Origin of the sequence: Brevibacillus ginsengisoli (assembly GCF_050113715.1) — a bacterium.
Lineage (GTDB): Bacteria > Bacillota > Bacilli > Brevibacillales > Brevibacillaceae > Brevibacillus_H > Brevibacillus_H ginsengisoli.
Window position 1 is genome coordinate 95,359 of sequence record NZ_JBNJQR010000004.1, and the last position, 25,827, is coordinate 121,185.

General features: G+C 42.1%; 17 protein-coding genes and 1 riboswitch. Of the genes, 8 read left to right on the forward strand and 9 right to left on the reverse strand.

The window, feature by feature from the left end; genetic code table 11:
* Window positions 1-42: 42 nt before the first annotated feature.
* Window positions 43-144, reverse strand: a riboswitch (SAM riboswitch).
* Window positions 145-239: 95 nt separating this feature from the next.
* The 7 genes from ACQCN2_RS09970 to ACQCN2_RS10000 all read right to left on the reverse strand — a co-directional run bounded on the left by ACQCN2_RS09970 (window position 240) and on the right by ACQCN2_RS10000 (window position 9,067).
* Complete coding sequence (locus ACQCN2_RS09970; protein WP_426928759.1) at window positions 240-710, reverse strand: hypothetical protein; 471 nt, start codon at window positions 708-710, stop codon at window positions 240-242.
* Window positions 711-725: 15 nt separating this feature from the next.
* A complete protein-coding gene (locus ACQCN2_RS09975) occupies window positions 726-3,272 on the reverse strand; it encodes a S8 family peptidase (RefSeq protein ID WP_426928760.1) in 2,547 nt (848 codons plus the stop codon).
* Window positions 3,273-3,408: 136 nt separating this feature from the next.
* Entirely contained in the window at window positions 3,409-4,290 is an 882-nt protein-coding gene (locus tag ACQCN2_RS09980) for a hypothetical protein (RefSeq protein ID WP_426928761.1), read from the reverse strand.
* A gap of 235 nt (window positions 4,291-4,525) precedes the next feature.
* On the reverse strand, window positions 4,526-5,503 hold the full coding sequence (locus ACQCN2_RS09985; protein WP_426928762.1) for an SLAP domain-containing protein: 978 nt from the start codon (window positions 5,501-5,503) through the stop codon (window positions 4,526-4,528).
* Window positions 5,504-5,572: 69 nt separating this feature from the next.
* The gene (locus ACQCN2_RS09990; protein ID WP_426928763.1) at window positions 5,573-6,517 is read right to left on the reverse strand and encodes an SLAP domain-containing protein; all 945 of its coding nucleotides are present in this window, start codon (window positions 6,515-6,517) and stop codon (window positions 5,573-5,575) included.
* A gap of 72 nt (window positions 6,518-6,589) precedes the next feature.
* Window positions 6,590-7,567: an accessory Sec system S-layer assembly protein gene (locus ACQCN2_RS09995; RefSeq protein WP_426928764.1), complete on the reverse strand. Its 978-nt coding sequence runs from the start codon at window positions 7,565-7,567 to the stop codon at window positions 6,590-6,592.
* A gap of 144 nt (window positions 7,568-7,711) precedes the next feature.
* Complete coding sequence (locus tag ACQCN2_RS10000; RefSeq protein WP_426928765.1) at window positions 7,712-9,067, reverse strand: hypothetical protein; 1,356 nt, start codon at window positions 9,065-9,067, stop codon at window positions 7,712-7,714.
* A 200-nt stretch (window positions 9,068-9,267) separates the two neighbouring features.
* Here ACQCN2_RS10000 and ACQCN2_RS10005 point away from each other — a divergent pair, with 200 nt between their 5' ends.
* From ACQCN2_RS10005 to ACQCN2_RS10040, 8 genes are all read left to right on the forward strand, one after another.
* Window positions 9,268-9,390 carry a hypothetical protein gene (locus ACQCN2_RS10005; RefSeq protein WP_426928766.1) on the forward strand — a complete coding sequence of 41 codons (123 nt, stop codon included), beginning with the start codon at window positions 9,268-9,270 and terminating at the stop codon, window positions 9,388-9,390.
* A 108-nt stretch (window positions 9,391-9,498) separates the two neighbouring features.
* Window positions 9,499-10,095 (forward strand): accessory gene regulator B family protein, encoded by a 597-nt coding sequence (locus ACQCN2_RS10010; protein ID WP_426928767.1) that lies wholly within the window; start codon window positions 9,499-9,501, stop codon window positions 10,093-10,095.
* A 24-nt stretch (window positions 10,096-10,119) separates the two neighbouring features.
* Complete coding sequence (locus tag ACQCN2_RS10015; RefSeq protein ID WP_426928768.1) at window positions 10,120-11,451, forward strand: sensor histidine kinase; 1,332 nt, start codon at window positions 10,120-10,122, stop codon at window positions 11,449-11,451.
* Between the two features lie 135 nt (window positions 11,452-11,586).
* A complete protein-coding gene (locus ACQCN2_RS10020) occupies window positions 11,587-13,890 on the forward strand; it encodes an immune inhibitor A domain-containing protein (RefSeq protein ID WP_426928769.1) in 2,304 nt (767 codons plus the stop codon).
* Between the two features lie 460 nt (window positions 13,891-14,350).
* Entirely contained in the window at window positions 14,351-16,018 is a 1,668-nt protein-coding gene (locus tag ACQCN2_RS10025) for a hypothetical protein (protein WP_426928770.1), read from the forward strand.
* A gap of 168 nt (window positions 16,019-16,186) precedes the next feature.
* Complete coding sequence (locus ACQCN2_RS10030; protein ID WP_426928771.1) at window positions 16,187-16,993, forward strand: hypothetical protein; 807 nt, start codon at window positions 16,187-16,189, stop codon at window positions 16,991-16,993.
* A gap of 234 nt (window positions 16,994-17,227) precedes the next feature.
* Complete coding sequence (locus ACQCN2_RS10035; RefSeq protein WP_426928772.1) at window positions 17,228-18,091, forward strand: tyrosine-type recombinase/integrase; 864 nt, start codon at window positions 17,228-17,230, stop codon at window positions 18,089-18,091.
* Window positions 18,092-18,143: 52 nt separating this feature from the next.
* Window positions 18,144-18,989 carry a hypothetical protein gene (locus ACQCN2_RS10040; RefSeq protein ID WP_426928773.1) on the forward strand — a complete coding sequence of 282 codons (846 nt, stop codon included), beginning with the start codon at window positions 18,144-18,146 and terminating at the stop codon, window positions 18,987-18,989.
* A 346-nt stretch (window positions 18,990-19,335) separates the two neighbouring features.
* Here the strand turns inward: ACQCN2_RS10040 and ACQCN2_RS10045 are convergent, their stop codons facing one another.
* Window positions 19,336-22,266 carry a hypothetical protein gene (locus tag ACQCN2_RS10045; RefSeq protein WP_426928774.1) on the reverse strand — a complete coding sequence of 977 codons (2,931 nt, stop codon included), beginning with the start codon at window positions 22,264-22,266 and terminating at the stop codon, window positions 19,336-19,338.
* Between the two features lie 158 nt (window positions 22,267-22,424).
* Complete coding sequence (locus ACQCN2_RS10050) at window positions 22,425-25,652, reverse strand: S-layer homology domain-containing protein (protein WP_426928775.1); 3,228 nt, start codon at window positions 25,650-25,652, stop codon at window positions 22,425-22,427.
* Window positions 25,653-25,827 lie beyond the last annotated feature (175 nt).

Genomic DNA, 25,827 nt, shown 5'->3' on the forward strand with positions numbered 1-25,827 from the left:
CAGCTATTGAGGAAAAGGTGCTTTTTGTATGCGTTCCCTAACCTCTTATCGGCCAGAATGGTATTGCCATCCTGCTGGTTAGCACCGCTTGAACGGTTGCCGGGCTTCATCGGGCCAGTCCCTCTTGCCTGCTCTGGATAAGAGTATCCATTACGCACTATAGAATAATATTTTTTGCATATGGTGTCAATGTCTAATGTGATTTTTTACAGAAGTTTTGTTCAGACTACAAATAGAACCTAACGAATCTCATATTTACCGCGGACCATGATGTATGCGGTGCCCTTATATCCCGGCTCCAGTCGAAGACCCCGATTGTCTGATCGAGCAATTAGCAATAAGTGGTTAGCGGAAACAGGTGCTCCCGCTTGCAAGTCAGCTCCTGCCGTAATATCGGTCAGCCCATCACCATTCACACCTGCAACCGAGACCACATTGCCAGTTCGAACGATAAATTCTGTGCCTTCAAACCCGTACAAAGTTTTGCCTGGCTTCAACTCGGCTACCACTAGCTTTGAACTAGTACTAGCGCCTGCACCCGAACCACCGTTTCCAAGCGCTTGTTGAATTTTTTGGTCAACATAGCTTTTCGTAACAACAGGGTCATCAGCTGATCCAGGTGCGCCAGCGACGTCTGCCCACACCTGACTTGCAAAGATGCTGATGCCTACCAATGTGGCTATCGTAATTCGTTTGGTGTATACGTTCATGTGTGTTTCCCCTTCCTACAAGCTGAATGCTCTTCTTAACAAGACAACCATTTCTGCACGCGTCGCATTGGCGTTCGGATGGAATCTTGAGTAATTATCCCCTTTTACCCAGGAGTGGGAATAAAGCGACTCGATGGCTGGAGAAGCCCAATGAGAAGCCTTGACATCGATGAAAGATGAATAATCGCGACTATAGGTGTATAAGTCCTTTGCGCGCGCAACCATTACGGCCATCTCCGCTCGGGTAATATATTGGTCCGGTTTGATTCGCTCGTTCGGGTACCCCTTGAGAATTCCCATTTTGTACGCCTTCAGCATATCGTTATAGGCCCAATGAGAACTTCTTAAGTCCATAAAAGGATTGGTCGATGATCGACTCGGATAGATTCCGTTTCTGTTTAATGAACGAATAAGCAAAGATGAAAACTGCGCTCGGGTAATGGCCTGATTCGGCTTAAAAGTATAATCACTGTAACCTTTTACAATGCCTAAACTACTCAGATAGGAAATGTCCGCTTTCGCCCAATGCGTACTAATATCACGGTACCCATTATAGAGCGGCTCTCTTTTGACGACGATTCGATACGTGTCGTATTTAAAAGGATTTGAGTTCGTTAACCTGATATAATAAGTGCCTTTCGGTAGCTTCCATCCAAGTATCGTTTTGTTTTTGGCCGATAATTGGGCAACTTCATCTTCGTAAAATAGCGCGTAGTCAAAACCACGTTCACTATATAGCGCTAGCTGCACACCAGATTTTACTGGTATATACGGCGCCTGTATGGTTATATACGAATCGGTGGAAAGCTGAAACGAAAACCAGTCAACATCCGCTCGTGTCGGAAATGTTCCTGTCATTAACGTACCCGACCCAAGTTTGGTTGCCAGACGATAGGTGTCGTTGGGTTCATTCAAATCTTTACGTTCTGGCGTATAGTCTACATCAAGCCTGTACGTGCCTGTAATCTGGTTCCCACTATAATCGCTTACCCTCATGAAGTATTTACCAGGTGAAACATCAAGACTAGACTTCTCCGTAGGGTCTAATCGTTCTCCATCATCTGATTTATCCACAAACTGGTTTCCCTTGGTGATATAGAGGACAGGGTCGGCTCGAAGATTGTCAACGGAAAGCGTAACATTCAGCTTCCCATAATCACGTACATAATAGGAGAACCAATCCATATCGTTAGGTTTGTGAAAATTACCGACAACACTAACCCGATTACCCGGTGGCAGTGGACTAGCCAACTTTTGGTCATCATTGTATTCGTAACGATCAGGTGCCATCGTAAAACGGCTGGTCAACGTATAACTGAAGTTTCCCATTTGATCGCTTCGTACGAACTTGATGTAGTAACGCCCCGGATTAACGGAAACAGTTGTCGAACCATTGCCCAAATAATAGGTTACCGGTGTATCTCCATCTTGGTAGAATGTGGCCGCCAACGGAGCGTCCGAATTAGTCTGAACCCGGCTTTCAAGTGTTAATTTTCCCTCATACGGAATATCCGTATAATACCAATCAACTGTGTCTCGAGCATTCAAGACCGCTCTCAATTGAGTCTCAATCGGAAATGCTTTGGCAGTAGACCTTGAATTGTTGGGTTCCGATATATCGTCAGGTACAGAAGTTCGAACCGCGATATTGACATTAAGCAGTCCATAACCCGTCTTGGGATCCCAACTTTTCCCTCCCAGATGGGTCGCGGTATAATAAAGCAGTTGCCTAACATCCAGCGGCGAATAATTAGGATGTTCGGATAAAATCATGGCGGCAGCGGCGGCTACCTGAGGGGCTGCCGCAGAGGTTCCCTTAACCGTACCGTAGGAACCGCCCATTTTGGTTGTGAAGATATTCCAGCCAGGAGCCATGATTTTTAATTCATTGCCATAGTTAGACTGATAGATTGGAATGTTCTTTTCGTTTACCGCTCCCACTGAAATAACCGTTGGATAAGCACCGGGATAAGCTACCTGACTTCCCTCGTTACCTGATGCCGCAACCAGAACAACCCCTCTGGACTCCGCATAATTAACCGCATCCTCCAATGCTTTGGAAGGGGTCAAATTGCTTACAGACATTAGAATTACCTTGGCTTTGTGATCGACGGCCACCCGAATTCCTTGAGCTAGGATATTAACGACCGTTGTGCCATTCCGATCGAGAACCTTGATCGGCAGAACCTTGGCGTCCCAAAGCACACCTGATACCCCAATTCCGTTATTTCCCTTGGCTGCTAAAATACCGGTAGTCATCGTACCGTGACCATTATTGTCCATATACGACCGACTATCCGGATCAAGATTAATACCGGGCAACAGGTTGTCCTTCAAATCCGGGTGATTCACGTTTACACCTGAATCTAATACAGCGATAATTACAGAGCTGCTTGTCCTCACGTCCCACGCTTGATCAGCTTTGATCTGCTTTAAATGTGTCTGATTGTTGATATAACGGTCATTTGCTGTTTCTGCCGAAGCTATTTTCATCTGCAGTGGAAGTAAACAAAGGCCAATTACAAGGGCAAGGACATATCGAGTGACTACAGATATTTTCATAGATTCGCATCCCTTCTTCCCTATTGAGTCAGTCATTTGACGACTGAGCCGCAGCCTTAGGGAGGTATGCCTGCTCATTATTGTTAGTACGAATAAGTGGCCCGTTTCGTTACAGATAGTTGGTTCGTTTTATCAACTATTTTCTAAGTCGTCCAGACCATTTGTCTACCGCATCGAGCAAGTTATTGTCGAATTTGGAAGATTTCTTGCTGCCTGGGTCCAAATTCTCACCCGTTAACTTTTTAACGACGCCTACCAATAGATCTTTTGCATCTTTTTCGTAATCTTTGAAATCCTCCAAATCACGTTTGTCTGAGCTCACCAGCCAATCTTGCAGAGCGCTCAGTGCCTTTTCCTTATTTCGTACGGCATCGTGAATGTCATCGATGATGTCTTTCATGTTTCGTTTGTTAGACGACCCCAATTGGCGTCCCAATTCATCAGCTAATGCGTACATTCTTTCATCCATGATGTCAAATGTCATACTGCGGTAATTCAATTGCTGATGCAATAGGTTCATGTCAGGATCTCGATTAAACGTAAGCTTGGCATAAACGACGGAATCCATATCCTTTGAGACGTTCATAAGAGCCTTGGCCAATGTCGAGATATTGATGATATCTTGTCGCATCATCCCTGCATGATAGTTGTTTGCGTCATAAGGGATTCCAGACATGAAGTTAGGTGAACGAGTCGAGCTTGCGTTATTTCCTGTTGTCATTGTCGTATTCGCTTGATTCGTCGTTCCTGCTCCACCAAAGAACAAGTACGCTTGATATGTATTGACATCGTAATAATAAGCCGCTTTGTTCCGATCACGAAGAGTATCCATAGGCACATAAAGCTTCCCATCAATTATTACTCCTCGATCAGAAATAGGTGAACGATCAATCATCAATTCGACTTTATCGTAATCTCCTACCTTACCAAAAGGACTACCTCCCGCGGCCCACGCCGTAGCCGCTACACTGCCCAAAAGCGTAATCGCAACGGCAACAGGTACTAACGCTTTTTTCATCCTGATCACTCCCTACTATCTCTTTACTGGATGTATGCAATTTGGAGCAAATCAATGTCGCTCCCTTTCTATCAATTGCAATGGTACCTCTTTACTATTATTAGCATAAGCGATAGCGTCGGTTTAGGACAATCTTTCCTTTTTCCCAAATTGTTCCTCGATAGGTTTAGTTCCATCATGCTCAAAACCCCTATCGTTCAGGACGTAGGGGTTTGTTTTGTGGGTATATCTACTTTTATTGAATCAGACCGTTGGAACCTTCACCAAAATCACGTGGTTTATCGGGTTTGGCTTTAGGAATAACGACCTTGCATTCTTCTGGATTCTCAACCGGTCTTTTCATGGAGTCAGCTGGAATATGGAAACCCCAAATACGACTGGAATTCGCGAGTACCTTAAGATTCTTCAAACCGAAATGCAGACGGGATACTTCTTCCCCTTGAGAATTGAAGAGAATAACCGGTACCTCCGTAAACTCCAAACTCTTATCGAGGCCGTTATGGAACAAGACCGCCACTCGCAAACCGCCCTCTTCAGCAGAATTGACACCCAATACAAAAATCTCAACCTCGCCTTGTGTGGTTACTTGGTCCTGTGCGATTTTTTCATAGCGGGATTTTTCTTCGGTGGTTAATCCATCCTTCAGGTTCACTTTGATCTTGCTATCCTGACGTTCTGGTCTCTGATAAACCAATCGAAGCGGTACTTCCTCTTCAGGGATGTTCATAAACTCTTCCCAGCGGAACATGAAATCACACGGGCGGCTGCTCAAATCTCCCACCCCGCCAAACTCCGCCATATCAAAGGTCTTCGTTGCGACGACATTACCATTTGGATCAACAAGAGACAGCGGTAATTTATTGAGAGACACATCGCGATCTGCCGCATTGCGAATGAACGTCAATACGAGATACCCTTCATTTAAGACATTTGTAAAAAACGGAATGATACCTACTTCATTACGAACAATCGGCGGCAATTCATCGTGAATAAACTGCAACAGTTCAATTTCTGTATCCTGCAAGCGGCTTTCCCATTCGCCATGCAAAGTAAGGAACAAATCTTTGGAAGAGATGCGATTGGATGACTGCTCTGGGTTATCAATACCAGAAACTCCAAAATAGGATTCCATCTGTAAATTCTCGTGAACTTCTTCTCTTACTTCTTCCAAATCATCTTTGGATCCGAACCAATTCTCTAATAACCAACTCATCAAATAACCCCCTATCAGAAAGAGAAGGCAAAGCGCTTAACAGCATTCACCTTGCCTGTCTGTTTGTTCTTATTCCGTTACTTTAAGCAACCACTTGCCTGGCTCGAAGTCCGGCTTCTTCACACGATCAGCAGGGAACACAATCAACCACGGACGACTTGTTCCTGGACGAACCACGATACTGCTTGCATCGATGGTACCTGAAGCGATCAGTTCCCCTTCAAATGTTGCCACACGAATGTTCAATTTCTGCGGTTTATACTCCGTTGAAAGGGCATTGCGGAACAACAGTCCAACAACCAGTTTGCCATCCTTGGTTTTACCAAGATCGAACCCGGTAATTTCGACTTGATTTTCCTCCAATGCCGGCAAGCGGTTCGCAAGCTCTAACAGACGATTTTTTTGTCCTTCCGACATGCGAGCTTCCATTGCAGGCGACAAGTCCAGATGCTTCGGCCAAACCATGGTACGTTTACCTAAGTCCAACTTGATCTTCCAACGATCAAAAATCAAGTTAGTCAACAAAAAGCTTTCTTTCGGGAAGAAAACCTCCCACGGACGGCTCGTATGGGCAGGAATCGCTCCTAGATCGGATAGATCAAATTGCTCACGGGCAAAAGCCTGATCCCCTACATAAATCGTTAATCCCATCGTCTCAAAACGAAGAGGATAATCGGTAGCGTTCCGGAAAAAGGCGGTAACTGTTACGCCCTCTTCACTTGGCACGAGACTAAATCCCGCGATCCCAAAAGTCCCCTCAAGCATTTCAGGCAATTCAGCCTGCAAAAAGCGTAGTGTGTATTTCTTTTCCGCATCCAGATATTGTTCCCATCCTGGATGAAGGGATAACTCGGTATGGATTCTTTTGGAGGAAGCCTGCTTCACTTCATTGGGCAGACCATTAACCTCGGAATGGTTCACAACCACTTCTTCTTGGATGTCTTTTTTCAAATCCTCAAGTGATCGCATTTTTTGGTCATCCTTGGATAACCAGTTTTTAACAAACTCAAACATATCAACCACACCTCACAATCCGTCAAGTCCTAGAAGACCTGTAACTAATGATATATTTTTTGCCAAGAAGGGTCAAATCTGCGGAACAGAAACTCTCCAACGAGAGAGATCAGGATTCTCTTTCACAATGCTTGCCTCTGGATAGATAAACAGCCACGGCTTACTTGTTCCCGGGTTGACGGTCAATCCCTCTAACTCAAACAGACCTTCCGCCACCTTCTCATTGGTGGCATCGTAGAGCATCAATGGCAATTTCTCAAACGACAGCGCTTGATCAGAACCGTTACGGATCAAAAGCATTGCCCGAAGAGATTGATCCTCCGCCCTGCTAATCTGGATACTCTGAATGTTCACTTCACCTGGTTGCAACCCAGGGAGGTTCTTAGCCAACTCGATCAATGAAGCCTTCTGTTCATCCGAGAGTGCCTTAATCCAGGATTCTTCCAACTCCAGTTGTTGAGGAAGGACGAGCTTCTTCTGGGCCAGTTCAAATGCAAGCTTCCAGTTCACCAGCATAACGTCTTTCTGAAGAAAGTTCTCTCGCTTGAAAACAAAGCTCCACGGTCTCGCATGATGAGCCGGAATCTCATCCAACTCCGACAGATCAAAGGTTTGACGAGCGAATAACTCATCGCCTTGAATCAGGATCACTAACGGCATCTCCCCTAAACGAATCGGGCGCGGTAACCCATTGCGGACAAATGCCATGATTTCGACACCATCTTCATGTGGAAATATCTTCATGCCCGCCAAAGATACGTTACCACTAGCCATAGGCGGCAGTTCGCTCAACATAAAAGAAAGAGCGTATTTCTGACCGGCATCCAGTTCCATTTCCCAAGACGAATGCAAGGATAGCGGAGTATCGTTCAATCCCGTCTCCTTTTGCTCCTTGCTGATTGGTTCAGACTGAGATTGCTCTTGTTCCTTTTCTTCTCCCTTAGTAAAGGAGAGCACAGACTCTTCTCGGATATCGCCGATAAGTTCTGTATCTTCTTGCTTCAGACTCCCCTGGTCTTTCTTTAACCAGTTTTTCATGAATGATAACATAACTGTACGCTCCCCATTTGATGCGTGATCAATTGTTAATCCTCACTATACCATAATACAAGTGTTTTTCCAAAGAAGGTCACTGTTTAGATAAAAGCGTACAACCTATTGATTGGAACAGATTGTACGCCACTCATTTTACCTCTATTCGTATCTCAAGTTAACAGTAAACAATTGGGGTATTTCCAATGTCTCAAGGGATTTTTTGCCTCCATAAACATTACATGATTTCCTTAACAGATCATTATTAATGTTGATGGTATAGGTTCCCTTCTTATAACCATTACGCTTTATTATTTCTTGGATGTTGAACTCTTTTTTACCTTCATCCACATCATCTCCGTTTAGTTTGTCACCCAGTTCGTATAGGAGTTCTTCATCATTATACATCACTTCCAGTCTATTCGCTGAAGCTATACTTGCATCTGTATACCAATGATATTGACCAAATCCGATCGGTCCATATTCCCAAGTCACATTTGGAATAAAGAAACTCCAGCCATCTCTTTTTATCTGCTTTTTACCATTTTGATACACATGATCTGCAAACAACGAGACATCCGCGAACTTTGATAACTGGGCTTTTGAAGTAACCTGGATACTATCGCCATTCTTTAAATATGTATCATCCTTCATGACTAGATAGATAGGGCTGTTCGGCGTATATGGACCATTCTCTAACGTATCACAGGTTTCATTCGTGTCTGCTATTCCTTGATATAACCGAATCTGACGTGACCAGCTCAATTGTGGATTGTCTTGTGAAATATACTGAACATTATAGGTACCCGCACCAAATTTGGAAAGATTCAAAGCTGTATGATCGTAGTTCAGATAATTGTTGTCTACGATTAACCGATTAACCACCCAAATTCCAGGGCCCTCCTCTGCGCCGTAACGGTTCCCAAAGCGGAAGTGATTCGAATCAGTTGCAATCCACGCAGCATAGATCGGGTCCTGATAGACTGTGTACATTGTTGTAGAGGATGCCAAATCGTTGGCATCAAGTTGAAAACTAGATTGGGGATTTGCCCTCGTAACAATATCCATATTACCCATTAAGTTTTCCACTTTCTTCTCTGGAGCAGCTTGACCAGCTTGACTTGGGATATCGAGCTGAATCTTATAATTAAGCGCCCTGAATTGGGAATCCGCGGGAGTATAGGTGACCTGCAATATGTAACCAGCGTATTGTTCCGGTATTTGTACCGTAAATCTTTGTGTATCGGTACTGCTCTGACCAGTTCCCGTGACAGTCCACCTTCCTGGTTTATTCGCATAAAGAGTAACGGGAGACAATGGTAAGGAAAGCGTTACTGTATCCCCATAATTCAACTTTTGTCCAGTCTCATCCGTTCCCTTAAAGATTTGTGGTGGAACAATAACATCTGATGAGGTTTTTTGAGAGGTTTCTCCATGCACTGGAGTAGCTACCAGATTAGTCCCTATACTAATAAAAGCCAGTATACAGACCAACACCCCTATCATAAACTTCTTCACGAACATTCCCCTCATTTCGCCTAATTCTACCATCTAGTTAGTCTGCTATTATTATAGGTGATTCTACAAATTTAGACAAAAGAAGAATTACAGGGAATTTAATACGGAATTATATACAAATATGGAAATATATGTTGATAGTCCGTTCCGCTTCTAGTACTATGGAATTGTAAGAAAATAGTAGATTAGGAGGTATTGAAATGAAACACAAAGTAGTAAGTGCATTCGGTACTTTAGCTGCTGTCATTTCTTCCATGCATGCCGCCGGAATTCTTTGCATGTTTAATATCTACGAACCCAAACCGCCACATCTACGAGAATAATCGTTCAAAAAAATTCATGTAGAGCCTGCAATTTAGTTTGCAGGCTCTCTTTAATAGCAATCCCCATCCGAAATCGTCTTATATTTTGTGGAAAAGGGAGGAAATCTCTTGAGTATTATTGAAAAATTGTCTATGCGACTCGCTAAACAACTTCAAGCTGCTGGCAGTTCACACTCCGTCGGGGAGCTCTCACACGGTATTGAGATCATGATGCTGAACTTCCTTAACACCTTCTTCCTGCTTCTCCTCGCATTACTGTTCGGCTGTTTTACAGAAGTGTCCGTTGCGACCGCAGCTTATATATTGATTCGCAACTTTACCGGAGGAGTACACTTTAGCAACCCTTGGTCTTGCCTCCTCTTCGGAAACCTCTTGTTATTTGCGATTGGCTGGTTTACCTCTTATCTGCCGATGACCCAGCCCGTGATGATTTGGACGACTGCCATTCTTTCCTGGATTCTTGGGTATACGATTAACTATCGGCATGCCCCCGCCCCTAATATGTACTTCAAGTTCAACCCCGTACAAATTAAACAAAATCGCAGCAGAGCCCTTCTCTTGATCGCGTGTTTAGGTATTCTTTCCTTATTATTTGGTTGCTTTGGTTACCTGCCTATCCTGCTCGCGATGAATCTGGCCATATTACTTCAAGCCATATTGCTTCATCCTGTTACTTTTTCTATAGTGAAGAAGATAGGATGGTAACATAGTCGCTCGAAGGCAGGTCTTATGATGGATTTATTAATTGAAATGATCTTCATGGATATTCCTCAAGCATTCCTTGTACTGATGGCGGGGATGGCTCTCTTTAATGAATCGCTGCTTGCCAAGTGGCGTAAGGGAGCCTTTTTTGCCGTAGTCTATGGTCTAGTGATTCTGGTCTTGAACCTCATGAATATGTCTTACGAACCCAAAGTCTTGATTCTATTGCTTACGATGATCATCATGGTCCAATGGTTATTCCGTTCTCATTTGGTACTTACGATTATGATTAGCATCAGCGCATTTGTCGCTATGATGCTGATCGAATTCATGGTCATCCTGTTCTTTCAAATGCTTCACATTCATATTGACGAGATCATGGCGAATCCCCTGTACTTGTATTTTGCCATGTGGTCGATATTTTTGATCTTGTCTGGCGTAATCGGGATTCTGAGACACTTTCATTTCAATCTGATGAATTGGATACCCAACACAAGATTAAACACATACCTCGCTTTACTAATCGTCAGCATTAGTTTGGAATTCCTGCTGATGATGACAATAGCAACCAGATACTACCTCGTAGCTACCAATAACTTGACGATGTTTACGATTCGGAACATCCCCGTTCTTCCTCCGATCATGCTGCTTTTGTTTCTTGTCATTATCGTGCTGTTCGTCCGGTATCTTCTATTGAAAGTTACCTATGTTGAAACAGAAACGAAATTACCTTATCTCAAAAGTATTGATGACCTCGTACACGCCATTCACTCCGTCCAAAATGATGAGTCCAGACATTATAAAAATATTCTTACCCTCTTAGAAAACGGAAAGCAAACAGAAACGGTTGAGTACATAAACCAACTCTTTAAGAAGTCCGGCAATCAGCATCACAACTATTCCCACTTAAGCTTCAAAGAGGTTAAGGATCCAAGTGTAGTCAGCTTGTTACAATCCAAGTTGGCGTACTGCCTGTCCAATCAGGTCAGCTTTACATACGAAATCAAGAGTCAGCACCAGTTCCAACATATGAAGACGATCGACATCGTTAAACTACTAGGGAACCTCCTAGACAACGCCATACGAGCAACCATGGAATGTGACGAGCCTTCTAAGATACGGCTTGTCTGGACGGAGACTGATCAGGAAGAGTCTCTGTGTATTGAAAACTCAGGGCCAACCATACCTCAAGAAGCGTTGCAGAAACTGTTTGATCTCGGCTATACAACTAAAAAGACTACAGGTGGAGTTGGGCTGTCTGTAGTGAACTCCATTGTGAAGCAGTATAAAGGAAAGATTAGCGTTTATTCAAAGGACAGTTGGACAAACTTTCAAATTGTTTATAAAAAAAGCTTCTAATTGAAGCATTTTAGAATAATCCCCACAAAAATTTTATTTGTTTAATAAATTTTTTTATTTATTTATGTATTTTTTTCCATTATACTATTCATATATTCTTAATATTTTATATTTTACAACGAAAGGATGGTTCTATTGAAATCTAGTAAGGTCATGGCCAGCTTGTTATCCTCTGCACTCGTATTTAGCGTAGTTGTTGGAAGCCCGATCATCGGGGAAGCCAAAACCAAATCCAAATCTCACAAAACTACAGAAGCATCTCGCAACGTCGATTGGGCGACGGTTAATACAGATCGTATTGCCAAATCCTTAATCGAAAGTGGTCAGTTGGACAAAGATGCGTCGGCAGAAGAAATTGAGGCAGCCGTTCGTGAATTCATCCTGGCCGGTAATGTACCCAACAGTGACACTGATGGAATCGATACCTCGACTGAATTCGGGAAGTCAGCTTATAAGGCTAGAAAAGGGCAGTTGCAGGAATTTACGGAATCTTTGGAACACGGTGATGACTTCAAGAAGTCCCGCGCAATCTCCAAAAACAAAGAACATGTAGATAACGCAGTAGTTGCACTTATCGAATTCCCTGATCTGGCTCACAATTCTATTCCTAAGCCAGATGCTACGAACGACTATTTATGGACGAAAGACTTCAATCCAAGTCACTATGAAAAAGTACTTTTCAATAAAGGTGGCTACAGAACTCCTGAAGGCTTGAAACTTCCGACGATGACAGACTTCTACCATGAACAATCCAATGGTAGCTGGGCTTTGGATGGAACTGTAACCGATTGGACAGTCGCTTCCAAAGAAGCTGCCTACTATGGAAGACACGAGGGAGCAGAAAACGATGCTGATCCGAAAGCTCTCGTAGAAGAAACCCTTAAAGCAGTAGGTAAACAAATCGCTGGCGATGAATCAAAATATGATCAACGTGACCCTTATGACTTGGATCATGATGGCAACGTAATGGAGCCAGACGGCATGGTGGACAACCTCTTCGTCGTACATGCTGGTGTAGGCGAAGATTCCGGTGGCGGCGTTCTCGGACAAGATGCGATTTGGGCACACCGTTCCACTCTGGAAGAACCAGTGGAAATTCCAGGTACTAATCTAAAAGCATATGACTACATCATTCAGGGTGAAGAGGGTGCTGCGGGCGTATTCTCCCATGAGTATGGGCACAACCTCGGACTGCCGGATGAATACGATACGCAATACTCTGGTGCTGGTGAACCAATCGGTCCTTGGTCCCTGATGTCAGCGGGAAGCTGGACTGGCCTTGTTCCTGGTACAGAACCATCTGGTTTCAGCCCATGGGCCAAACTTTACTTCCATGATACATATGGTGGTAACTGGCCTACTCCAAAAGAAATCAATTTTGACTCATTAAAAGAAGGCAAGGAGTACACGTACAATTTAAAAGAGGCTGTTGCCCTTACCGACAAGGACAAAGTTCTAAAAATTAATTTGGACGACAAGATCGTTGCTCCTCCAACTCAACCAAAAGGAAGTTACTCCTACTTCTCTACAAAAGGGAACTCCCTGGATACAAAACTTACTTCTGAAGAAATTGATCTGACCAACGCAAAATCAGCTTCCTTGAGCTTTGACTCCTGGTTTAACACCGAAGAAGACTACGATTTCTTGTATGTCAATGTATTGGTTGACGGATCTAAAAAGCCTGAACGAGTAAAAAAATTGACCGGTTCTTCAAATGATTGGTCAACAATCGATGTTGATCTCTCCAGCTATGCCGGCAAGAAAATTAAAGTGCAATTCGAGTACAAAACAGATGTAGGCTTGGCTTTAGATGGCGCCTATATTGATAACATCTCGGTTAAAGTGAACGGACAAGAAGTCATCGCTGACGATGCGGAAGGCGACGCGAAGTTCACCTTGGAAGGTTTCAAACGATTTGACGGCTCTTCTATTCCATACAAAACCTACTACCTTGTCGAATGGCGCACACAAAATGGTGTAGACCAAGCGCTCGGACATTACATGCGTGCCGACAGTGTAATCTCCTACGACCCAGGAATGCTCGTATGGTACTATGATGGCAGCTTTGGTGAAGACAACTGGACTGGTATCCATCCAGGTGAAGGTTACCTCGGAATCGTTGACGCTCACCAACGTGGCCATTACTGGGATACCAATGTTGTGGGAGACACACGCTACCAGATCGTAGACGCAGCTTTCAACCTGAAGAGAAACAAAACTTCGAATATCGACATCGTCACTCAAACACGCGCGATGAGCTACAAAGGATTGCAAGGTATCGATACCTTCAACGATAAGAATGACTACACAGCGAAGAAATACCTCCCAGACGCAGGTAAAATTCTTCCTAAGCTGGGCTTGACCCTGCAAGTTAAATCCGTTGGCAAAGATGGTAAATCTGCAACGATTGTGGTGAAACGTGTTCCTGTGAAGAAATAATGTAAAGTAAATATTTGAGGGTGTCCTCTAAGTAGAGATAACTACTTAAGGGGACACCCTCTTTTTTTGCCCGGATTAGGTCGCATTGTTGCTATATTTCATGTTTTCGTACTGTGAAAGTACTGATTTAAAAGCATTTGCATGATCCTAATGGAAAACCAATGGAAATCCAAGGATTGGATTCTTACGCTTCCAAAATCAGGGTTTTTACATTACTTAGCTTTCAGCATCAACCATATTCCTTTTTTCTACAAATGGAAGAGCAACACAGAGCCATCTATTCATTGCAATTATAGGGACTGCAAGAATTGCCAGATGATTTTAAATTCTAGTAAAGGTTTGTGCTATTACCCGTACAGGTGTTGAAGTTCATTTTGCTGCTCTTACCGAAGCAAAAACAGGTGTTACTGTTGTAGTTACTGACAACAATGGCAACACTGTTGCTGTATCTGCACAAGATTTGGCAAAAGGTGACACTTCCGCTACTTTCGACTTCGCAACTGCTTTGTCCGCTGATCCTACTGGAAAATGGACAATCAACGGAACTACATTTGACTTCGCAAATATTCAAAAGCTTAGCGATATCCTTACTGCTGTTGGAAACAACAACGAAGTAGCAACTTTGGCTGCTTTGAAAGCTGCTGGTCTCGCTAACATCAAGGATGAAAACATCACAACTTATGTAGCTGCAATCAAAACTGCAACTGCAAAAGACACGCTCGCTGACATCCAAACCATCATCAACACTTCAAATGATTCCGCTATCTCTTCCGCAGACGCGAAAGTGATTGTAGATGCTGTTAACGCAGCTACCAACCAAGTTCAATTGTTGGCAGCATTGCAAAACAAAGCATTTGCTCGTGTAAATCCTGACTGGATCGTTGATTATAAAACTGCTATTGATGCAGCTGTAGCAACTGGAAAAGATTCCATCGTTGAGATCCAAGCTCTTGTAGACGGCAAAAACAGCACGAAGATCACTGCTGCTGATACTGCAGCTGCAACTTCTGTTGACCAAAATGCTGTTACTGCTTTAATTCAAACATACGTGGCAGCTGATGTAGCTCCAGCTACAACTAAAGCTGACCAAATCAAAGCTTCTCAAATCAAAACTGGCGTATTCAAAGTGAAGGAAGCTTCTACTCAAACTTCCGTATACAGCGCTTTGACTGGTTTGGCTGCTCTTGACTCTACTGACTTGCCTGCTACAGCTTTGAATAGCACGTTGAAAGCTGATTATTTGACAGCACAAACTGCTAACAAAGCAACGATCACTGGTGCTACTACACCTGCTCAAATCAAAACAATGATCGTAGATGCTGCTGATACCTCTGCTCTGAATGCTGCTTTGGCTGGTGTAAAAGGCCTGACCAATACAAGCACAGATGCTGATGTGAAAGCTGCTCTTCAAAAACTTGCTAACGTAACTAGCCACAAAACTGGCACTGACAAGTTTGATATGACAACTGTTAAAGATGCAAGCTTGCAAACATATGTAAATGCGGCAACTGTTGGGTTCGTCGCTGCTGGAGCTGATGGTTTGACTTTGGCTGAAGTTCAAACAGCAATCTCCACTGTCAATGCTACTGCAAACGTAGCTGCTGATTTAGCAACTGTTAACAGCACAACTGCAACAGCTGCTGATGTACGTTCCGCTTTGATCGATATCGCGCTTGTACAAAATCAAGCAGGTTCCAAAGCTACAGTTGATGCTTTCATCAACTTGCCAACTCAAGCACAACTGGAAATCGCACAATTGGTAATCGACACTCGTCCAGCTGCTGGATACGCTGACCTCGAAGCAATTGTAAAAGTTGCTGATGGTACTGGTGCGATTGCAACTGAGCAAAAAGCTCACGCTGATCAATTTGCTAAGTTTAACGCAATTGGCGATCTTGCTTCCGCAACAACAACTTCTATCAAAACAGCATTGGATACTTACGCTTTTGACGGCTATGCTAACCTGACTAACACTCAAAAGGTTGCTGTCGCTCAACAAGTTGCGAAGCTTACAAAAACCGTTAACGGAACTGTAACTCCATTGAACTTTGCTGGTACTGATGCAGTTAAAACCCTTAAAGAAGCGAATGACATTATCACAGCTGCTATTAAAGCTGCTGGTCTCTAATCACCGCTTCAAGAAGATGTGGGGGCCGATCAACTTGATCGGCCCTTCTTTATTCAAATAAAACAAATCATCTTGTCCCTTGTAAAATGATTGTCCTGTAAAGGCTACAAGGCCCTAGGATGCCCATTTTACAAGCGACAAGTATATGATAGAAAGGGTTGGATAAGCATGAGAAATCTAGATTTGGATGTGAATATCCTTCATTGTACAACGGCGATATGCCTTGATCATTCAATATTGGCAGCTTTCCTTCCCACTTATCGAATAACCGCATCTGAAGCGATTCATGAGGAATTGCTGGTCAAGAATGTGACCGAGAAACTTCGGGATCTGGAACAACAATTAAGTATAACAGAAATTGAGCTAGATAAGTTGGAATTATACATATCGTATCTGCCTAAGGATTTAGTTCTTCGTTCAGATGCTGAGTATCGCTTAGCACAACTTCGAGAAGTCAACATGTTGAAAATAGAGTTGGCAACATGGTCAGCAACATCAAAGCCAACAACAATCGATAAACATCTGATTAAGCAACTACATTCAATCCAAGCGAGAGTCAGAAACTGTCTAAACAGCCCATTGAAACAGCAGCTACTGGGTACCATTCATGAACTCACCAATACCTATGACTTGAGCCTTACCTCCATTCAGTTAGATCAGATTACGGTAAATAAGCTTGAAACGGTTGAGGATGTAGATAATCACCTGATTGGTTTCATGATTGCTGAATATATTGATCTAGATCCTGAGACACGTTTGGAGATAGCCCAAAATATCTATGAGCAACCAGTTCTCTTACAGTTATCTGACGATGAGCTTGTTACGGAAGTAATCAGACTTGTAAAAAGCTACTCAGCTAGTTTAACGCAGCTAACAAGTAGTGAAAACAACAACCAGTCTAATACGGACTGCCTACTCATTAAAAACGCGACGGAAGGTATTCACATTGTTGATGGTCAAATTCGCTTGGTATAAACTATCCAATTCATCCTTAACGACAATATTTCGATTCCGCTTCCTTAGATTGGCAAACTGAGATTATACTCTCGGTTTGCCATTTTTTATTTTCATTAGAATTAAATTTATTTCAATAGTACTAAAGATGCGTATTAATCGTTATAATATAAGGAAAGTGGGTAAAATGATGGAAGACTATATGAGGATACCATTAGAAAATCAAAGCATTTTGTTGAAAAGGGTGCAACGATCGTGCTACTGACTAACGCTATTACCTTGTTTTTAAACTATCTCTCCTCAATCGACCGGAGCGAAGAAACTATTTCTGGCTATCAGAAGGATTTGAAGCAATTAACCTGTTATTTAGAAAATCGGTATAACTGCGAGTTGTACGTTGAAGAAGTAACCGCAAATGATTTAGAGGATTATCTCTTCTATTTAAAAGATAAACGTAAATACGCAGCTTCAAGCCGCTCTCGCAATCTCCATACACTTCGGTCATTTTTTGCCTACGCCTACAAAAAGGAATGGGTCATCCGTAATGTAGCCCTATCTGTAGAGAGGATTAACGTTCAACAGAAAGAACGAACCCATCTGTCGGATGAAGAGGTTCAATCGTTGATTCATACAATTGATCATGAGCTGATCAGACTTGTTGTTCAGGCTCTTTACATGACAGGACTTCGGATTTCGGAATGTTTGAATCTTGTTGTAGATGATGTAGATATCCAAAGACGTGTTATCCATGTCATTGCAGGGAAAGGGAATAAAGACAGACTAGTGCCGATATCGGAACGGCTGGCGCCCCATCTTGAAGAATACATACTGTACAAACGACCAGCTACAAATTCGACCTTATTCTTCTGCACAAAAAAAACTGGCATGCTTTCTCCTATCTACGTGAATCGCGTCATAGCAGATGCTGTAAAAAAGCTGGGATGGAAAAAGAAAATTACGGCACACATACTTCGTCATAGCTTTGCCAGTCAATTAGTAAAAAAGGATGTCAATCTTGTACAAATTCAAAAGCTGTTGGGTCACTCTTCACTTAAGGTGACAAGTGTATACACACATACGGACATCGATCAGTTAAGTGACGCAGTTAATACTCTTTAAACTTGCTAAGTCAAATATCAAGCAATTATATAGAGAAATGGAGAGTTATTGTATGGAGTCGTTGGTTGATAAGAACCCAATATATGATGAACGAGTGAATGAAATTCTTAGAGGAATGGCTGAAGGGAAAAGCAGGGATGATTTAGCTGTAGAACTAGGCTATAAAAACTACAAAACTCTCGATATTTATATGCGTAGAAAAAATTTCTCATGGGACCGTGAGCGACAAAAATATATCCCCACGTATAGTCGACTCGATAAAAAAGATATCGAAATTAGCTTGACTAGTTCTTCCAAAGTGGCAACAGTCATCTCCCTTTTTAAAAAGGAAGGAGCTGACGCAAAAGTCATCGCCAAACGACTTGGGTTTGCCAATCATCGTGATATGGCCAACTATATGAAGTCCAAAGGCTACAAATGGTCATCAGAGGAACGAAACTATCTCAAAGAATATGGACAGATTCAGGACGAGGATAAGACGTTACTGGCTAATTCCGATGATAGCGCCCCAATCCTACCTAGGAAAGAAACTCTCGAAGCTCCTGTACCCTCTCAGCGCTTCTCAGAAGGGATTCGTACAGAGTTGTCCCAGGTTGAACGATTTATGCCCCTTCTAGAGATTCTTGAGCGAAACCGCGATAGACTTGTGGATCTCATCGTTCCGGGTGCAGAAGGCGGTAAAGTTCCTCGCTATGTGGTTCCTGGAATCTTTGTCACCAAGTCAGTACATATGACGAACACGCTCGACCAAATGGTGCGCGAATACAGCAAGGAGAAGAATATCAGCCAGCGAGATATCTTCACCGTAGCTCTCATCGAATTTTTTCGTCGATATGGCTATGAACGTGAGGTTGAAACCTTGTTGGGTGTTTATGGGAAACTGAAATCTAGGTTATAGTGGGGATTATGGGGATGTTTAAGTTTCTAAGCTTATTATTCGTGATAACTATTCAATAAGTTCTTGGCATTATTACTTCAATTATTCTTCTAGTTTCCTCAGATGAATATAAATACCCTCTATTCAAAAAGAAATAGGGGATATTTGTTGCTACTTCGGCTTTCCCCCTCCTATGGTTTCCTTCACTGCTATTGGCTACCTTCACGCGGTCTTTGCGAAGTAATACTACAATCATGGACAACCTTTCGTTCGATGGTTAAGAGTTACATTAACGAAAATTAAAGAGAATAAAAAGAAGCCTAACATTAAGGCTTCTTTTTATTACAAACGTTATTAAAAGTCAATTCTAGAAAGAACCGCTAATTGCTTTTGTACCATCTACATCATTTGGAGCAGCTGCGGTATCTTTAATTGTATTGGATGGTGTAATTACATCGGTAAGCACAACAGTTGGTGCGCTGGTGCCAGCAGACAAAGTAATTACTAACTGTTTACCATCAGCACTCCAAGTTGCAGAACCAATAGCACCTGCACCATCTTTCCAGCTGTGTGCACCCAAGCTCAATACCGAATCGATATTCGTTGCATCAATATCTGGTTTATTTGTTGCTTCAGAGAATGTAAGAGTTACGAAGTCTCCAGCTTCAACAGTCCCCACAACACCACCGGTTTTATTAGCTGCAACTGCGCTAACGATTACAGGTGAAGCAGTATCTGCTGCGGTTACTTGTTTTACTGCACCGATTCCGCTATTACCATTCAAGTCATCTACATTACCAATCAGGGTAACAACAGGTTTTGCATCGGTATCAGAAACACCATTTTCTTGAATTGTAAGTGTAACTTTATCACCTGAAACAGATTTAACACCTTTAACTACATAACCATCAACAGCAAAATCAGTCGCTTGAATCGAATCTGCTTTAACGCTCTCATCAAACGTAACAGTCAGAGTGTCTAATTGACCGTTGAGGTTAGAATCAGCTGCTACAACCGATTTGAGAGAAGCACTGATTCCATCATTTACATCTCCAGAAGAGACTACGATAGGTGTGCTAGCTACACCAAACATGTTAGTGAATGCACCTGCTCCAAAGTTGACAGAAGTAAATCCAGTCAAGTCAGAAGCAACATTTGTGTTGATACCTGTACCAAGTCCGTTTTTAGTAACAACAGTTACGGTTGCGGTGCCATTTGGATTGTTTACATATGTTACATCTTGAGCAGTTGCAGCAGCGGAAAGGCCACCAGCATTAATTTTAAACTGAGTTGCATCAACTGCTTTTACCTGTTGTTTAAGTGTGATTTGGAATTTGTTGTTTGCAACAAAAGTAACATCGGAAATGTCATTATCTGTAATAGAACTGTCAGTGGAAGCACCGATTACTACTGGAGCACTAGCAAATCCACCGACTTTGTTTCCAATCGCATCATGCATTTCACCGTTTACAACAATTTTCTTAGAAACCAGTACAGTACCAATCGGGAAAGTAATATCTACTGCTTTGGAGCCAGAAGCAGCAACTACAGTTCCAGCAGGAAGTGCTTTATCGTCAAAGAGATAGTAAGCTTTGTTAACTAGGTCAGAGCTGTTCATATCTTTTGTAAATGTTACATGAACAGTAGTTCCAGTTGTAACATAGGCACTAGCCAGTTTAGGAGCCTCTGTATCAGCAACAACAAATTGTTTTGTTACAGGATCCATTGTATTTTTAACAACAGCCTGGTCTTTAACGTTTTTCACTTCAAGAGAGTAGTTACCTGCTTTCAAAGATCCAACAGGAAGCTCAACTTTCGAACCATTAACGACTGGAACTCCGATAGTAACAACTTGATTTAAGCTATTACGCAATACGTAGTTAGTAACTGTACCACCGGTTACTGTATCTACTTTTTCCGAGAAGTTTACAACTACTTTACCAGTTGTACTGTCGAAGTTAATAGTTGATACTTCTGGTTTAACAAGGTCTACAGTAGTAGTGATATCAAGTGTTGCAGATTGAAGCACGTTGCCAAATGCATCTTTAATTTTTGCTGTATCAGCAGTATTTGCAGTGTAGCTGATATAAAGCTTAGTCGTTCCAGGAGGGAACGGGTTAGCACCAAAGTCCACTTTATACTCTGAATCGGATACTTTAGTAACACTTGCGCTGCTACCAGCTACTTGATTCAAACCAGGATAAGTATGAGAGAACAGAGTAGTACCGGATTGCAGGTTGACTACGTTGCGGTCGAACTTCAAAGTAACGCTGTTTCCTGTAGCTTCTTTAACAGAAACAACTGGAGCATTTGCTGTTACTTCATATTTCAATACTTTATCTTGTTTGAGTACAGGTAGATCAGCATAATCAGCTCCACCTTCAATCGTTACTTTATTATCACCAACATTTAAAGCTGCAGCATTTACAGTGGCATAAGTGCCATCTTGAGACAACAAAGTAACGTTACTTACAGCACCATCGTTAACTTTTACAGTAGGAGCAGTTTTCAACGGCTCGCTAAATTTAATAACGAATTGGTTAGGTGCAGAAGTTTTCAACTCAGTAACTGTAGGTGTAGTTACATCAATTGCGGTAACAGTTTGTGAGAAGTTCTTAATTTCTTGACCAGCGTCAGTTTTTACACCGTTTACTCCAATTGTCAGAGCAGAATTTTGAACTACACCACCAAGGGTGATAGTTGCCGATTTATTATCATCAGCTAATGCAACAGTATATTTACCAGCACCACTTGGAAGGGCAAGATTTTCACCTGTATAACCAGCAACAACTACAGTCGCAGCGTTTACAGTTGTGGAATCAACTGCTTTGCTAAAGTTTACAGTAACAGTTCTAAGGTTATTAGCACTTACACTATCAACTTTCAAATCGCCTGTTGGTGGTGTTACAACATCACCAGGAACGTCTTTGTCAGTTTGTACATCGTAAGTTCCGTTTGGTTTCAAGTCGGAACCGATTTTAGTGTATGCTTTCGTAGAGAAGTCTGCTTTCTTTTCATCATGCAAAGCAGATCCAAGATCTTTCTTAGCAATCTCATTGAAATTAGCCACTTTACCTTTACCATCAACATAAAGCACTTGAGAGAAGTCTGTAATTTTCAATACTTGTCTTACAGCTTGATCCAAGTATGCTTCGTTAGTGAAGTAATCGAGGCTATACATTTCGTTAACGTTACCGCCGATATAGATACCAGCAGATGGCATAGCAAAAGCAGAAGCTGCCATGCTACTTACCAATGCAGTGGAAAGTACGGAAAGTACTAACTTCTTGTTTTTCACTTACTACCCCTCCAGAACTTAGATAGGATTCTATTTTTTGTATGGTTATAACTATGCTCGGTCTTATTATGTAAGGGAACCAGAGAGACAAGCTCTCTGATCCCTCGATAAGAATCCCAAGCCAATTAATTAAATTACCCAGAAGAGAGTGAATCTAATTATTTTGCAGGTGTAATGTTAACTGTTTTAGCATCCAATTCTTCATCGTTAACAGTTGCAGTTACTTTTGCAGTTTTAAGACCAGCTTTTTCACGGATTGTCACTTCGAAAGCACCAGTGGAATCAACGTCTACATCTTGATCAGTTCCGCCAATTGTAACAACTACAGAAGCTGTAGCGTTCTTAGGCAGGTTTTTCAAAGTACCTTTGATGGTGTAGTCGGAGATGAATCCAGGAACAAGAGCTTTCTCGGAACCACTACCAGATACAGTTACATCAGGTCCTGGATGCTCTCCTGTATCTTTTGTTGTCAAGAATCCGGACATATCCAATTGCATGTCTTTTACGAAGTCTTGATCAGTTACAATGATAGCGTAGTCTACTGCAGTACCGTCGTCATCTGTGTCGATGAGAACTGCATAATCGCCTTCGCTGAGTTCAGATACTTTCTCAGGTGCTTGATCATTGTAGTATACAGTGTTGGAAGTTGTGTAGTAATAGCGTTTTTTGCCATCTGCATCTTTGTAAGTGATCTTGTTACCATCGACTGCATCAACGCGGATTGGATCAGCATAGTTGATGTCTTTGGAATTAATGTTATCGGTGTCAACACGCACTAGATCTACATCGTCAGAGTTACCTTCAGTTTTCACTACACGGTAAGAGTTCTTCACTACCAACTCGTTGTCGGTGTTCAATTCATAACGAATTGCGTCAAAACGACCGAACTCACCATCAACAGTACCATCGAGTTTGTATTTTTGAACAGAACCGTCTTTAGTCAATACGTTGATGAAGTCATCGTTGCTGTTGTGAGAGAAGCTCACTACGATACCATACTCACCAGTAGAAGCGACAGACTTGTCACCATCAAGAACGTACATGTAGTCTGCTTCGCCGTCTTTCTCGTGAACCAATACATGGTAGTCGTCTTTAGCGATGTTTTTGAACTTAGCTGTTTTAACATCTTTCCACTCGTGGCGGCCATTTGTAGAAGGGTTAGAAGTCAAGTCAAATACTACCGCATCATCTTTAACTTTGAGAGATTCGCCGTTGTAGTTGATGAGGTTGTCATCTTCGTCAGCGGCTCTATTCCACTTATCTTTTGCAATATCGGTCAGTTCGTCGTTAATCAATTTAACTTCTTTAACTTTACCAGCAGAGTCTAATTGGTAACGAACGATAACTGGTTGATCTTTATCCACTTTGAATGCAGCTTTGATTTCTTCAGGAGTTGCATCTTTACCGGATTTTGTCAAACCTTTGAAGTATTTAGAATCAGTTACTTCAAGATTAGCTTTAGCGTTTTTCTCGTTGTATACAGTCAAGCTGTATACATCTTTCAACTCATCGTAGTATACGTCTTTAGTAACTACACCTGTAATTGCACGCTCTTTAATTGGAGTTGTAGTTTCGATGTGACGAACGCGTCCAGTTGAATCGAGGTACAATTTAACGTTAAGACCTTCAAGATCTAAGAACTTGTCAGCTTCGTTGTTGCCCCAAGTTTCGATTGTTTTGTTCTTGTCATCGGAGAAGGAAGCGTTACGGATACGGTATTTCTTATCGCCGATTTTCAAGAAGTTGTTGTTAGCTTTGTTGGTAGAACGATATTCAACGTCGTCTACTTTACCTTCTACTACTGTGCTGTTCGCAACGATGATTTTACGGTCTTTGTCGCCGTTAGAGTAGTATACAGAGTAAACATCCATATCTTTCAAGTCAGCCAATTTAGCTGGTTTACCGTTACGGATAACGAGGAAGTCTTTACCTTCATCTTTGTTTTTCAGATCAAGGTCTTTACCATCAAGAGTAGAGATTTTTTTCTTATCAACATCTACTTTTTTGGCAACTTCAGAACCGAATTTGAATTTAGAATCTTTGTCAGCAGTGATATCGTCAACTACGGACATGTATTGGATCTCACCGTTGTTGTTAAGAACTACTTTAGTGGAGTATGCATCAACGTTATCGTAGTCAATTGCGATATCTTTGAAAGCATCGTCCCAATGTTTGTCGTAATTCTTGTAGTTGTAAGTAATTTTGAAGTCGTCAGCGAATCTGTATGTTTTACCATTAGCCATTTTCACTTCGAACTTGTCAAGTTTAGGGTTTTTAGTTTTGTCATCAGACCAGAACTTGTCGTTCTTGATAACTACGTTGTCGTAGTAGAAAGTATCCAATTTGTCATTGATTACTTCTTCATCGTCGGATTGTTCCATCCAAACGATAGTATCATTACGATCGTCTTTTACCCAAACTTGTACGTGTTCACCAGCGAAGTCGTTAGGGTTGATGCCGTCAGCCACTTTAAGAGTTTTTCCGCTAAGAGCTGAACCGGATTGTTTTGCGAAAGCTACTTCGTTCGATTTGATATTTCCAAGAGCAGTAACTGGTACGTTGCTTACAAATGGAAGTACGTTATCTTTAGTTTTGTTGTTAGCCCAATCCATGTCATAAACACTAACATTGAGGTATTCAGTCAAAAGAGTTTTGTCTGTTTGAACTGTATACTTAGTGTCGTTACCGTATTGTTCAGCTTTCAACAAATCAATGGTCAAAGAGTTGTCGAGCATCATGAAGATGTCGCCACGAGTAGCTGGTTTGTTAGGATCAACTTTAACGCCTTTAGAAATTCCAAGCTCAGCAGCTTTGGAGATGTAGTTGTTTGGCCATGTACCTTTAAGAGCTCCATTTACATCATAACCAAGTGCACGAACCAGCATTGCTACTGCTTCAGCATATGTTACATTGTTGCTTGGTCCGAATGTGTTGTTAGGGTAACCTTTGATCAATTCTTGACCAGCAGCTACGTTAACCCAACCAGAGAACCAGTCAGCAGTTTTAACGTCAGCAAAACGCTGTACGTTTTGTGCGAGAGGCACACCAGATGCCAAACCACGAGCACGAACTACCAATGTAGCGAATTGGGAACGAGTGATGTTAGATCCGATCGCCATATCGCCGTTACCCATACCTTCTACCAAACCAAGAGCAGAAAGACGTTTAACTACTTTATCAAGAGCTGGATCGATTTGTGGAGCTGTAGTTGTTGCTGTTTCAGCACCTACTACCATAGGAGCTACTGTCAATGCAAGTGCACTTGCTAATACGCTGTTAACAACCTTTTTCATAACCTTAGGTTCTCCTCCTCTAGTATAACTTAATTGATCTTGGGGAAAATTATTTTTAGATGTATTTTTCTTTTTAAAGCCCGAATCCTGCAAGCGCGTTTCACCTCCCTTCGCAGGCTCACGGTTCTACATGTTTTGAGCAATTATTTCTACTAATACGTTATGTGTGTAAAATGCACAATCACTAGTGTACCATAGATTGCAAACTTCGTGAATGAATTTTTACACCATTCCCCGGTTTTGTTGTGACATTCTATTAAACGCTTCA